The following is a 13,439-nucleotide window of genomic DNA, read 5'->3' as shown; positions in this document are numbered from 1 at the left end:
ATTAAAGCGTACTGCTTATATTGTCATTTTGTAAGCCTGTAAAAGTCATTTTTTTTGCCACCCGACCATTTGGCCTGGAATCCAGACTGAGCTGTGAACCAAGATTGCATTTTGTCCCGTTATATCGTTTAGTTTGGTGAATGGTCAAAAAGACATGGCATTGGGCTTTGCCTTCTTAATACATATAGATTTAATTTGAACGCTAGTAGCAACCGCTGAATCATACGCACCAGAAGATGAAAGGAACTAAGCTGGACTTGTGCCTGAGTATGGGGTATTTTCGGATGCAGCAGGACATTTTTACCTGCCACTCTGTGCTATTTGATAATGCGCTCTATTCGGTTCACTGGTTGCGTATTACGCTGGCAAATGTTGACTACGGAACAAAGCAACTTAGATTGCTTAGGAGTAATGAGAAATTTTCGGTCGAGGTCAAGCCTTTCGTTCTTACCGAAGAATTAGAATCGCTTTATTCGCTATATAAAAGTGCCATTAATTTTGACGCTCCCAATTCTGTAGAAAGCTGCTTGCTGGATGGCGATACATATAATGCATTTGATACGTATGTGATTGAAGTGCGGGATAGAAATCAGTTAATTGCAGCTGGGATCTTTGACAATGGCTCACAAAGTATTGCTGGCATTATGAACTTTTACCACCCTGCCTATCGAAAGCATAGCTTAGGTAAATACCTGATGCTACAGAAAATTAATTATGCCCGACTTCAGCATAAAGCTTACTACTACCCTGGTTACTTAGTTAGCAATTATCCTAAGTTCGATTATAAATTATTCCCTTGCGAAGCAGCAACCGAAGTATTTGATAGTAATAGGAGAAGCTGGCTACCTTTCTCGTGGGAAACAATAACTGCTTTATTAGCCTGATAATCACTATTGCCATTAAAAGGTAGAGGTCATCGCGTCGATGCGAAAATCATCGACGCAATGACCTGACACAAAAATGCCCGGCCATCAGCCAGGCATTTTATGCAATTATAAATCAGTTTTACGTACTCGTACTTATTAAATTCTACGGTTTAGTCTTAATCCGCTCTTGATTCCGTATTACTATCAAACACATTAAGATAAACCGTTTCTTCCCGTTCATTGATGTCTGGTTAGACAGGTGTAGCTGATTCTCCAGGTTCGATACCTTATCAGAAAACTGTAGTTGTATTCATTGATACGGACAAAAACCAAAAGGTAACAGAAAAAGCAGGGCTCATCGTAAGGCCAGAATTTTATCCTTGCCTTGAATGGAACGGTTAACTACCGAAAAATCAATTTTATACGGGAAGGATAGGGAATTAGGCGCTATTTCCCATCTGACACATAAGTCTGTTTTTGTATAAATAGGACTTTAGAAGGAATACGGGTCCCCGCCTGGCTATTTGCTGGGCAGGGCTTTTATATTAAATAAAGCCAACTTGTCTATTCTGGATCACATCAGGAAACATCAATAAATATGTATCAGGAAATTTTAAACGAGTGCAGTGCAGTTGGTTAACAACGTCTGGCCGCAGAATAATCATTACCTGAGCATTACTTGAAATCGTGGCTATTTTAGCTTTTTTATCTGTGTATTTGACAAGAAAAAACATAAAAAATAGTAATATAAAGGGTGCATTAACAAATTTATAGTGATTTATGGCAGTAATTGACGTAAATTAGGGGGATGAATCAAGATACATACACAGCCATACCTGATACTTCGGACTCGAACTATTGGGAATTAAAGGCCGCCAGTGGTCAGGACCGCAGTCAAACGTTTGTGCCCAGGGACAAGGAGCTCCACCAAAAACTGAAGACTCAAGCCTGGAAAGCCATTCAGACCTCATTGTCCCACAGAAACAGAAAGATTAAGTATTAAGCTGTAAAAGAAATAAAAAGCCGGTGCTCGATAACTAGTTATCGAGCACCGGCTTTTTTTGTAGTCTAGGCGTCAATAAAAAAAATAGATAATGCCCCGATCTGCTTTCACGCCATCAGATCGGGGCATTTTTAGTTTCGGCCATAACTTTTATCAACACGGCTTTAACTTTTTTACCGCTTTACTATAAACCTGCTATCGAACTTTTTTTATACTAATACTATATGTTAACGCAACTGCTTCCACAATTCTTGAAAAAGCCAATGAAACAGGCTTACACGAGCGCAATTGATTACGGCGAATTACTGCTGGGATTCCGTGATGTTTTGACTCCACCTCGTTCCAGAATTTTTATTGGCGCTGGAGATTATAAAGTAGTAGGCCAGGAGTTTAAACGACATTTTATTAACATCGGTGGATTAAAGCCACAAGAATCGGTATTAGATGTAGGTTGTGGTATTGGGCGGATGGCTGTTCCTTTGACCAATTATCTCACTGCCCCTGGTCGTTATGAAGGGTTCGATATAGTCGGGCATGGAATCGATTGGTGCTTACATAACATTACACCCCGCTTTGATAATTTCAATTTTCAAGTGGCAGATATCTACAACAGCCACTATAATCCATCGGGAAATTATCAGGCTTATAATTACCGATTTCCTTTCGACGATAACAGCTTCGATTTTGTTTTTCTGACTTCGGTTTTCACGCATATGCCCGTTCAGGAGGTTGACCATTATTTATCCGAAATCAGCCGGGTGCTTAAGCCGGGCGGGCGCTGTTTTTCGACCTTCTTTTTATTGAATGACCAATCGCGTCGACTTATGAAGACTGAAAATAGCACCTATAATTTTCAATATAAGTTAGATGGTCGGTATGTTTTTAGTTTAGAAGATCCGGATTTGGGTACAGCCTTCGACCAGTTTACCATACAGACTATGCTGGGGCGCTACGGCTTATCGGCTCAAAATTTTATCTATCCTGGCAGTTGGTGCGGACGAAGAAATACCGCTACTTTTCAGGATATTGTCGTCGCCTATAAACGATAAGATTTGCAGACCGTGAGACGCGGTCTGCCTCAATCAGATCTCAATGAAGCGTTCGGATCTTTTCCTGCCCGTTAATTTTCCTTTTCATGTCTAACCTCAAGCAGGGTAACGGTCTCAAACCAGTAGGTTCGTAAGTTACTCAAATAGGTTTTCCAGTCGGCATAACTAAAAGGCTTAATCGTAAAGGAAGAAGCGCCAAATATGTAAGCACGCTCAACTAACTTAGCCGTTTTACGGGCCGATAGCATGACCACGGGTAATAAACGACCTTTGGGGTGGGCTCGTAATAAGGCCAGAAAATCTAACCCATCTACCTTGTCTTTTAAGTCTATATCCAGCAAAACGAGTTTCGGACCTTTTCCCTCCAGGTTATCAATATATAACTTGGCGTCTTCGAAACTAGTGATGTGAATGAAGGATGCCTCTGGAAAATTAGTTTTGGCAGCTCGCTCAAGAACTTCTGCAACCAGCGGGTCATCATCGACGAGTAGAATGGGAAACAACGATTTCTGCATAAAGGATTAGTTGTAAGCGCTAAAAAATACGTAATGTGAACAAAATGAGATAGATCATGCTAGTTGAAACGAACAGAATTGCGTCTATTATACAATTTCGCCAATCTATTGTAGCGGTAAATACACACTAAAGGTAGCTCCCTGGCCGGGTTGGCTGCTAGCCGTGATAGCTCCACCATGGTTATCGACTACTTTTTGGCAAATGGCTAAACCTACTCCTGTGCCCGCAAATTCATTTCGACCATGTAGGCGTTGAAATACCTGAAAGATGCGATCTGCATATTTATCCTCAAAGCCAATACCATTATCGACTACCTCAATACGACAGTAAATTGTTGCCTGCTTGGTAGGTTTTATCGAAGGAGGGAGGTCGGTAGCCATCACATAATAGGCAATTACGTTAATCTGGGGTAAAATCCCGGCTGCCGGTTCGCGACGACTGAATTTGAGGGCATTGGACAATAGATTCTGAAAGAGCTGCTCTAATTGCAGAGCATCACCCTGCACACTGGGTAAGGTGCCAATCTGGATTTGAGCATTACTTTCTTCAATGGCTACCGATAAATTTTCCAGTACCTGATCAATAACGCTGGTTAGTGATACCGAAGTCTCTGATACGTGACGGATTGAAATGCGGGAAAAAGCCAATAAGTCTTTTATCAGCATCGACATGCGGCTGGCTGCCGACTGCATCCGTTCCAGATAAGCCAGTTCTTCGCCCTGGGAACTGATGTAGCGAGACTTTAGTAAATCGCTGAATTGTTGGATTTTACGTAATGGCTCCTGTAAGTCGTGAGAGGCAATGTAGGCGAACTGCTCCAGATTTTCATTAGAGCGGGTAAGCAGTTGATTGGACTCTTCAAGTCCGATGTTAACAGAAGCAACTTCTTCATTAACGGCCGTAAGCTCCTCATTGGTAGCTGCTAACTCCTCATTTGTTGCCGCTAATTCTTCATTGGCGGTTTCAAGTTCCTCAGTCCGCTGCTGGATTTGCTGTTCCAGCGCTAACTGAATTCGACGGTGCTCGGTAACGTCTTGTGCTGTACCACTTAGTACAGCCGGATTTCCGTCTGAATCAGTGAAAACCTGTGCCTGAGCGTGAATAATGCGTATTTGACCCGTAAGTCGGTTAATGATGGGATGTTCATTATCATAAAAACCAGATGAGCCGGGCTGAATGACAGCAGCTATAGCATCTGCAACAGACTGTCTGTACTCGTCTGGTAAGGGGTTATAGGCTGCTTCCAGGTCCTTGGTGCTTTCTGAAAAGCCGAGCCATTTCATAAAACGGTCCGAATAATGAAACGTGCCGGTTTGAATATCTAGGCTCCAGGTAGCCAGCTCGGCCAGTTCGATGGCACCCCGCAAGCGTTGTTCGCTTTTTTCCAGGCTCTGCTTGACCAGTATCAGATCTGTTATTTCGGCGGCCGTGTTCATTACACCATATATCTGGCCATCTGCATCATAAAGAGGAGTGAAACTATAATTGAAGTAAAAGGGCTGTAATGTACCATTTACCTGAATATCTACGCGCTGATTCCTGGCATGGAAAGCAATACCCGTTGTATAAACACTGTCTAACTGAGAGTAGATGTGCTGATCGGCTAGTTCGGGTAATATCTCCGAATAGAGTTTCCCAACGACATCATTACCCTTCCCCCATATATTGATAATCGACTGATTGGCTAGCTGAATGCGCATTTGGCGGCCTACATAGACACCAATAGGAAATGGCGCGCTGGCCACCAGACTGCGCAGGGTTTGCTCACTTTCGATTAAGGCTTGTTCCGCTCTTTTATGTTCGGTTATATCCTGTAAGGTACCATTAAATCGGTAAGCTTTTTGAGCCTCCGTGAACCATGCTTTTCCTTTTGCCTTTATAAACCGCTCCTGCTGAGTTGCTGGATGAACGATTGTATATTCAATGTCATATCGACCCCCTGATCCATAGTGCAGGGCATCGTTAATTGCTTCTGCTACCCGTTGTCTATCTCTTTCTGCAATTGCGTTGATCGCTAAAGGCAGTTCAATCTCATCGTTGGGTTGTAGGCCAAACCAGTGTTTCAAACGGGCATTGGCGGTAAATCTATTCGTGATTGGGTCCAGATCCCAGGTGCCTAATTCAGTGGCCTCAATGGCAAATGTCAATTGTTGATTACTTTCTTCAAGGTGCTTTAAATTCGTTACTTTTTGAGTGGTTTCGGTGCACGTAACAAACACGCCTGCAATACGATTCGATTCGTCAATAACGGGGCTGTAACTAAATGTCCAGTAAACATCGTCAAGCTCCCCATTTCGGTAGATCGGTATAAGCTGATCCTCACTCCAGGTGGCTTCTCCACCAGCAAGTACCTGATCTATCAACGGTTTAATAATAGGCCATGTTTCTGGCCAAACCTGGGCACCTGGCCAACCAAGTGCATCGGGGTGCTTACCTTCCTTCCCCAGGCTTGGGCGATAGGCGTCATTATAAAAACAAAGATGTTGCTCTCCCCAAAACAAAAACATGGGGAATTTTGAATTTAGAATAATACTCAGGGTAGTTCTCAGGCTTTGAGGCCATTGGTCTGGTGTACCGATTGCGGTCTGTTCCCAATTGTACTGACGGGTAAGTTCACCCATCTCACCACCCCCTCTTAAAAACGGATAGTTTGTATTTGTAGCTGCGGTTTCCAAGGTAAAAATAGAGCTAATCTTCCAGGAGTGTACCTATTCTGGTTTATGTACAAGCCACCGATTTCGGCGATTATTTCCTGATAGAAGAAAGGTTTATTTCAAACTATAATGGCTTACTACTGAAATATGATAGACTCGGTAAATGAGCGAAATGTTTTGACGAAAGTAGCCTATAAACAAAGCCTGTGCCAGGCTGGTTATAAAGTACTCTCACCACATCATGGAAAAGACAGAAACCCAGGATGGCATTACCATTACGGCCTACCTACACGACGACGGCCGGGTGATGCTGGACAAGCCAATGCAGGTTCGTTTTGAGTTGCCCGATGGGGCAATTTATAATGAAGCGCTATATCCCGAATCGGCCGACGGGCTTAACTATGGCGGGCTATCATCCCAGTTCACCTTTGTGAAAGCGATCAGAGCTATCAAGTCAGCCCTGTAGCAAGCACAGCTGAATCAGCTATTTGACTGGGGTAGTCTATTAGTCTGAAGGACCTATTTGATTTAGTTATGTACTATTCGAATATGTAAGTATAGACCGATATCTGTACAATATGATCTTTTGCTACATAAGATTCCGACAAATACAATAATACTTTATATTTAAACCCGGCGGCTTGGCGCAGCTAAGACTATAGAAAATTATAGCTTCCTGAATTTGAGTGATTCTGTTCCCTGCTGGCCATCCATCTTGTACTGAAATACATTAATTTCTTCACAAGTCATTGTCAGTAAACCCACTGCTCTGGTTGAGATGAGCTTTATACTGTAGCTTACACATCCTCCCTGAAGATCTGTTCTGATGACCTGCTGGCCTACCTGAGCACTTTTGTAAACAAGGCTGTCGCCAAGTTGACCATTAACTGTGGCTACCAACGCCACGTCCACCCGATCCGTAGCTACACGTTCGATTGTTAGCCGAAACGTTTCCCCTTGAATAGGAACTACGGCATTGTTAGCTTGGGCTTCATAGGTGCCGGAAATAGTCTGTGCAGGTTCAGGCAGAACTATCCTGTTACTAACACAGCTGGTAATACCGACTGCCGATGCAAGACAAAGGCTGGTTAGAAGTTTACTCGTGGCCATCTGTGTTTTAGGAATGTGTTCAGTACGGAAACGAAAGAACAGTTATAACCACTATAAACGATCCTATGAACTACTTCGGGTTTGATGAAATTTCCTTTCGAAAGAAGCTTCAATAAATTTCTAAATTTTTGTAAACTAAGGATAGTCAGGGATTTAAATGAAAAGTTGATATAGCATGGTAATGGCAATTCATGTAGATACAATAATTATTGTACTTTCTTAAATTAATAGCGTCGAAGTAGTGTTAAGTTGATTACAAAGAAGCTACAAAGGTTTCTTTCAGTACTATGAAATATGCTATTGACTCCATCTTTACCAGCCTGCTTATCATTATACCATTACTGATTTACGGGCTGGCTGACATTTCCATGTGGCTGGCTGTAGGAAAAGGCCAATACGTGCAAATTATCGGCTTTCCTTTGTATTGTATGCTTTTCTTATGGTTATCGAATTCGTGGTTAAAGTGCTACAACCAAAAAAAGATAAACTCCTAAGTATAAACTGCATTACACTTATGTTGAGGGTTCAATGAGACGGCCGCCGATACTACGATTTTCGGTAGTTTACCAATGTATCGGCAGACCGTAAATCACGGAGCGTAACTGAGAGACCGAAACTATCGTTTTTGCGGTTCATCAGGTAAATGAGCAGTTTCGCCATCACTAAAATAGCCGACTGTTAAAGCAGTCGGCTATAAATGTTTGTCAGAACGTTGAGTAAATCAATCCATCCTTAACGTTTTCCGGCCTGGAAAGTCTGAATCAACCTGAACCGATGAGGAAACGGCCTTTCAGAATTTCAATAACGCCATTTTTTATGCTGGAATAACGATCAAATCAATCTCATCGACACTTTCCATCGGCAGGATATAGTGAATCCGCCTGAAACAAGAAAACCGGGAAGCATCAACCTACTCGCCATCTCCTTCCAACAGCTCTTCTTCCAAATCAAGCCGGTGCTCGACTAATCGAATTACATCGTCGTCATAATCTGGCAGTCTACGAAATGAATGTAGCTTTTTACGCTCCTGTTCGGTCACATTCAGCATGATTTTTTGGAAGTGACCGAGCAGGAGAATTGCCTGTTGTCTAGTGCCATCATCACTATTGGCTTCCTTTAACAGGTGTAATTTGTGCTTTATAAACTGAACCCGGTGCTGAAGCAGAACACTTTCTTCAATATCAGCCTGATAGACGGACTGCAATTCGTCAAAAGCAGCTTTATAGAGGGACAAATCGATCTCTAATCGTTGCTGATCATCTGATTTGGCATCCGCTAATTCTTTAGGCTTGACCCGCCTGATTACCCAGGGTAGCGTAAGCCCCTGACCGACAAGCGTGACGATGATGACCACAAACGTGATAAAGAGAAAAAGAGGACGGTTTGGAAATGGCTGTCCATTGGGCAACAGCAATGGAATCGCTGAGGCCGAAGCTAGCGAAACCACGCCCCGCATGCCTACCCAACCGGCTACAACTGGGTTTCGCCAGCCTGGCCTGCTCTGGGCAACCGTTATAAACCGACTTATGTAGCGGGTAAAGACCGTACTGGTAAAGCCGGAAATCATTCGAACAATAATGACAACGAAGGTAACAACTAAGGCATAGTTGAGGGCTGTCCATATAGACATGTTCTGGATCGACGCGGTGATTTCGGTCAGTTGAAGGCCGATCAAAAAGAAGACGACGGCGTTGAGGATAAAGACAACCGACGACCAGAGAGCCGCAGCTTTCAGACGGCTCTGGTGGGGAAAAACAAAGTGAATCTGGTAGGCAATGAACAAGCCGCCACTAACCACAGCCAGTACACCCGAAGAATGGACTGCTTCGGCTGTAATATACATCAGGTAAGGAAGCACGATTGAAAAGGCAACATCCAGATTGGCATTGGTCGGTAGCCATTTATAAATGGCATAGGATAACAGACCAAACGCCAGGCCGATACCAATACCCGAAATGACGACGAGCGCAAACCCGGTTACCGCTTCGTACCAAACGAATTGATGAGTAGTAATAGCCGCCAGCGCAAATCGAAATAAGGTCAGGCTAGTGGCATCATTCAGCAGGCTTTCTCCCTCTAAAACAGAAACAACACCTTTGGGGAGCTTCGTGAATTTTAAGACGGAAACAGCTGCAGCCGCATCGGGGGGCGAAATAATTGCGCCCAGCAGAAATCCCTGACTCAAGGTAAATCCAGGAATGAGCCAATGACTCACAAAGGCGACGGCGGTAGCGGTTGCCAATACATAGCCTAAAGCCAATACGCTGATAATTCTGCGCCACTTCCATAAGGCTTTCAGCGACATATTCTGGGCAGCATCAAATAAAATCGGTGGTAGAATGACCAGAAAAACTAGCTCAGGGTCAATATGAATGGCTGGGATGGCTGGCACAAAACTGACAAGCAGGCCAGCCAGTACCAGAAATACGGGATAGGCGATCTTCAGCTTTTGGGCGAGAACAACCAGTAACGAAACACAAAAAGTAAGTCCCAGACAAAGGAGGATAAGGCTTTGAAGGTGTCCTGGCATAATACGATCGGGAGGTGACAGAAAGTGAAACAACTTTTTCGGTCAATGCTTAACTGGCTTCATCCCATCATAATCTGGCTCCAATCCGTTTGTCTGTAGTATCGAAGTAAAATCCAGAAGGTAAGCACAGACAAGGGGAGCGCAATCCAGGTGCCGTATGGAATGTAGGTTAAACCATAATGGGAGAATCCAACAAGTCCTAAAACAAGACTGGTCAGTAAGCCGCGAGCGGTGTTGCTTTGTTTTAGGGCGTCCTGTGCGGTAGAAAATGGCATGTAGCGGCTCGATAACAGAGCCGCGCTTATGAGCATGACCAATGAATTGCTGAACGCTAGTAATACATCACTAATTTTATCGATTCCGTAGCGATAGAGAATGTAGCTTGCCAGTAGGCTATAAAATGGGAGCAGTAGCTTGATAATAAGGGCTTTTAGTGAGCCAGACAAGAGATCGCCGGGCGTTTGTATTGGTGCGCTGCCGTATATCCAGGAGGCCCGGTAGTTATCAGAAACACTTAGTTGATACTGAGCCACCATTACATACAAACCCGCAAAATAAAGGGCAAACAGATAGAAAAAACCACTTGAGCCAAAGCTGGACCCCTGAAGCGACATAACAATAACATAGGCCAGACCGAACCCCAGTTGTGGGTAAGTCTTAAGCTTGAATTTACGATCGCGACCAGTTATACGCCACGTAAAGGCAAAAGCAGCCCGTTCGAGCGCGTTGTCCGTAAACCAGGCCGATAGCTTGTCGATCCAGGCTACTCTACCCGGTTGACTTGTTTGCGTTGAGGTCGCCAACGGAACAGGCTGGCTTTCCTGATCCATACTGCCAAGCTTCTGCGTGAAATTGGTTGTCAGGAACCGGTTCATAAACCACAAACCCAGAATGGGCGTGACGATGGCCAGAACCGCAAAAACCAGGTGTGTGGAATCCAGAATGGGTTGAATGACAATTTCGATGGTGCCCGCCATCCACATGGGCGGAACCAGATAATGCCACCATTGAATGGCAAAAGTTTGCGTCAAAACTTCGGTACCGATCAGACGGGGCAGAAACTGATAGCCTCCATAAAACAGCACTGCCATCACTATCTGAAAATAATTGATGACTTCCCGTAGCTTCTCCTCACTGATAAATCGCATGAGCAACAAATAGAAGATGTTGGTCAGAAATACCATCAGCACGGCCGATAGGAGGCTCATTACTAAAAACAGTAATCCCGCAATCGCTCCGAAACGATAGCCAATGAACAGGATAGCAACTACCGACAGCGACAGGGCGATAGCAAACAAATAGCTGGTTATATGCACTACACGGGCCAGCCAGAGCGTACGGCTGCTCACGGGTCGGGGTAGAATAATCTGATTGTCGGACGAATCGAGAATGACCGATGAGAAGTCGGAAATAAGTGTCATGGCGCATAAGGCCATGATGTAGGAAAACTGAAGGGTAAGCGGGAAAAATAGCCGGTCTTTATCAGGAGTTGCCAGCATACCTAGGCTGATCAGGCCACCGATGAAGGCATAGATGGCCAGAATACGCGTGAATGTATTCGTACTCTCTGCGGATGATTTGCCATAACGACCGAGCGTAATACTGTTTCGGCGATTGTCCATTGTCAGCTTTACCTGTACAATGGCGCGCAATTGGCCATAGTCGGCACCCATTGTTTGGAACAGTGGCTTTAGTCGGTCAAGAAGCCAGAGAATGATAGTGGTCATGCAGGTAGAGAAGGTTGGACACTGAACTTCGCAGGATTGCGATCAGAATCCAGTATCTTAAAGCTTAAGCGTATGAATAAACTCTTCGGCCACGCTCGTTTGGCCGTCGCTCCCTGTAAGCTCGGCGAATAGTTGTTCGAGTGATTCGGGGCGCTGGTGCTGTAGCTCGGCGAAGGTGCCATCCGCGATGATCTGCCCCTGATTAATAATGATGATCCGATCGGAAATCTTCTCAACAACATCCATAATGTGCGAACTATAGAAAATAGTTTTGCCACTGTTGGCAAGCTGGCGGATAATTTCTTTAACCAGCACAACCGCATTGGCATCCAGGCCCGACAATGGTTCGTCCAGAAAGATAACATCCGGGTTATGGAGCAGTCCCGAAATAAGCAGCACTTTCTGGCGCATACCTTTCGAAAAGGTACTCATCCGAGCTTCGACATGATCGCTTAACTGAAACAGACGAAGTAGTTCAAGGGCTTTGCGTTCAATATGAGCGGTGTCCAGTTCGTATAACTGGCCAATGAATTGCAGGTATTCCATGGGAGTAAGCGTATCATACAAAGCAGCATTCTCTGGAACATAACCAATCCGGCGTTTGATGTCGATCGCACGGGTCTTCACGTCCATGCCAAGTACGGTAGCCTCGCCTGAATAATCGGGTAACATACCGATCAGAATCTTGATGGTAGTCGATTTTCCGGCGCCATTCGGACCAATGTAGCCTACTACCTGACCAGCCGATACGCTTAGATCGATGCCTTTAAGAACGGGGGTCGAACCGTACGATTTATTAAGGTTCTGGAGTTGAATGACTTGGTCCATAGAACTGGGCAGTAGGGTATCATTTTGTTAACAGGTATTGAAGATACGCAAAAAGTCCCGCCCGGTAGCAAACCGAACGGGACTTTGGGTAATTAGCCGGGAAGAATGGTTACGCTACTACTTCGCCTGCTTCCACCAGATTATGTTTCAGTAAATATTCGGCGATCTGAACGGCGTTTGTTGCCGCTCCTTTACGAAGGTTGTCGGCCACGATCCACATGTTCAGCGTCTTGGGCTGGCTCTCGTCACGACGGATACGACCCACGAAAACTTCATCTTTCCCGTGCGCTGTCAGCGGCATTGGATACACTTTATTTTTCGGATCATCCTGTACAATAACGCCTTCTGCATTCCGCAGCAACTCAACGACTTCTTCCAGTTCGAAGTCATTCTCGAACTCAATATTCACCGCTTCAGAATGGCCGCCAATGGTCGGGATACGTACCGTGGTAGCTGTGACCTGAATGGAGTCGTCGCCCATGATTTTTTTGGTCTCATTGACCATTTTCATCTCCTCTTTCGTATAGCCATTATCGAGGAACACATCGATGTGCGGCAATACGTTCAGGTCGATCGGGTGCGGGTATACTTTGGCAACGCTATCATCGCCATTACGTTCAGCAAAGAGTTGATCAACAGCCGCTTTGCCCGTACCCGTCACCGACTGGTAAGTCGATACTACAACCCGCTTAACGGTATAACGGTCATGCAGGGGTTTCAGCGCAACCACCATCTGAATGGTCGAGCAGTTTGGATTGGCAATGATTTTATCCTCGGGGGTCAGCGTGTTTGCGTTGATTTCAGGAACGACCAGTTTTTTGGTCGGGTCCATACGCCATGCCGACGAGTTATCGACAACGGTAATACCGGCTTCGGCAAATTTAGGAGCCAATGCCAGCGATGTGCTGCCACCCGCCGAGAAAATCGCAATGGCAGGTTTGGCTGCAATGGCATCCTCGAAGCTAACGACCGTGTATGGTTTACCCTTGAACTCCACCTGTTTACCAACCGACCGCTCGGAAGCAACAGGAATAAGTTCTGATACCGGGAAGTTACGTTCTTCCAGAACCTTCAGGATTTCGCCACCGACCAGGCCCGTGGCTCCAACGACTGCGATTTTCATGCTTTTAACGCGGGAGAACCCCGCTTTTAACTG

General features: G+C 44.9%; 10 protein-coding genes. 3 read left to right on the top strand and 7 right to left on the bottom strand.

Annotated elements, in window-relative coordinates; translation table 11 throughout:
* The first annotated feature begins 236 nt into the window (after window positions 1-236).
* A complete protein-coding gene (locus tag G8759_RS00225; protein WP_167204182.1) occupies window positions 237-884 on the top strand; it encodes an arginine-tRNA-protein transferase in 648 nt (215 codons plus the stop codon).
* 1,248 nt (window positions 885-2,132) lie between these two features.
* A complete protein-coding gene (locus tag G8759_RS00220; protein ID WP_232074080.1) occupies window positions 2,133-2,918 on the top strand; it encodes a class I SAM-dependent methyltransferase in 786 nt (261 codons plus the stop codon).
* Between the two features lie 71 nt (window positions 2,919-2,989).
* On the opposite strand, the gene G8759_RS00215 is transcribed toward G8759_RS00220, so the two are convergent.
* Complete coding sequence (locus G8759_RS00215) at window positions 2,990-3,433, bottom strand: response regulator (RefSeq protein ID WP_167204178.1); 444 nt, start codon at window positions 3,431-3,433, stop codon at window positions 2,990-2,992.
* A 105-nt stretch (window positions 3,434-3,538) separates the two neighbouring features.
* Entirely contained in the window at window positions 3,539-6,055 is a 2,517-nt protein-coding gene (locus tag G8759_RS00210; RefSeq protein ID WP_167218579.1) for a PAS domain-containing sensor histidine kinase, read from the bottom strand.
* A 274-nt stretch (window positions 6,056-6,329) separates the two neighbouring features.
* On the opposite strand from G8759_RS00210, the gene G8759_RS00205 reads away from it, so the two are divergent.
* Complete coding sequence (locus G8759_RS00205) at window positions 6,330-6,554, top strand: hypothetical protein (protein ID WP_167204176.1); 225 nt, start codon at window positions 6,330-6,332, stop codon at window positions 6,552-6,554.
* A 200-nt stretch (window positions 6,555-6,754) separates the two neighbouring features.
* Here G8759_RS00205 and G8759_RS00200 read toward each other — a convergent pair whose 3' ends face one another.
* From G8759_RS00200 to G8759_RS00180, 5 genes are all read right to left on the bottom strand, one after another.
* Window positions 6,755-7,198: a hypothetical protein gene (locus G8759_RS00200; RefSeq protein WP_167204174.1), complete on the bottom strand. Its 444-nt coding sequence runs from the start codon at window positions 7,196-7,198 to the stop codon at window positions 6,755-6,757.
* A 910-nt stretch (window positions 7,199-8,108) separates the two neighbouring features.
* The gene (locus G8759_RS00195; protein WP_167204172.1) at window positions 8,109-9,728 is read right to left on the bottom strand and encodes a Na+/H+ antiporter; all 1,620 of its coding nucleotides are present in this window, start codon (window positions 9,726-9,728) and stop codon (window positions 8,109-8,111) included.
* Between the two features lie 59 nt (window positions 9,729-9,787).
* On the bottom strand, window positions 9,788-11,455 hold the full coding sequence (locus G8759_RS00190) for an ABC-2 family transporter permease (protein ID WP_167204170.1): 1,668 nt from the start codon (window positions 11,453-11,455) through the stop codon (window positions 9,788-9,790).
* A gap of 57 nt (window positions 11,456-11,512) precedes the next feature.
* The gene (locus tag G8759_RS00185; RefSeq protein WP_167204168.1) at window positions 11,513-12,283 is read right to left on the bottom strand and encodes an ABC transporter ATP-binding protein; all 771 of its coding nucleotides are present in this window, start codon (window positions 12,281-12,283) and stop codon (window positions 11,513-11,515) included.
* Window positions 12,284-12,392: 109 nt separating this feature from the next.
* Window positions 12,393-13,406, bottom strand: a complete 1,014-nt coding sequence (locus G8759_RS00180; protein ID WP_162388916.1) for an aspartate-semialdehyde dehydrogenase — start codon at window positions 13,404-13,406, stop codon at window positions 12,393-12,395.
* Window positions 13,407-13,439: the final 33 nt, after the last annotated feature.

This window comes from Spirosoma aureum (assembly GCF_011604685.1).
Classification (GTDB): domain Bacteria; phylum Bacteroidota; class Bacteroidia; order Cytophagales; family Spirosomataceae; genus Spirosoma; species Spirosoma aureum.
The sequence above is the reverse complement of the archived record's forward strand: the minus strand, read 5'-3'. Positions and strand labels throughout refer to the sequence as shown.

Bases quoted from the DNA above. Each gene is read 5' to 3' on its own strand.
- G8759_RS00215 (WP_167204178.1), bottom strand. From the start codon at position 3,433: ATGCAGAAATCGTTGTTTCCCATTCTACTCGTCGATGATGACCCGCTG.
- G8759_RS00205 (WP_167204176.1), top strand. From the start codon at position 6,330: ATGGAAAAGACAGAAACCCAGGATGGCATTACCATTACGGCCTACCTA.
- G8759_RS00185 (WP_167204168.1), bottom strand. From the start codon at position 12,283: ATGGACCAAGTCATTCAACTCCAGAACCTTAATAAATCGTACGGTTCG.
- G8759_RS00200 (WP_167204174.1), bottom strand. From the start codon at position 7,198: ATGGCCACGAGTAAACTTCTAACCAGCCTTTGTCTTGCATCGGCAGTC.
- G8759_RS00210 (WP_167218579.1), bottom strand. From the start codon at position 6,055: ATGGGTGAACTTACCCGTCAGTACAATTGGGAACAGACCGCAATCGGT.
- G8759_RS00190 (WP_167204170.1), bottom strand. From the start codon at position 11,455: ATGACCACTATCATTCTCTGGCTTCTTGACCGACTAAAGCCACTGTTC.
- G8759_RS00225 (WP_167204182.1), top strand. From the start codon at position 237: ATGAAAGGAACTAAGCTGGACTTGTGCCTGAGTATGGGGTATTTTCGG.
- G8759_RS00195 (WP_167204172.1), bottom strand. From the start codon at position 9,728: ATGCCAGGACACCTTCAAAGCCTTATCCTCCTTTGTCTGGGACTTACT.
- G8759_RS00220 (WP_232074080.1), top strand. From the start codon at position 2,133: ATGAAACAGGCTTACACGAGCGCAATTGATTACGGCGAATTACTGCTG.
- G8759_RS00180 (WP_162388916.1), bottom strand. From the start codon at position 13,406: ATGAAAATCGCAGTCGTTGGAGCCACGGGCCTGGTCGGTGGCGAAATC.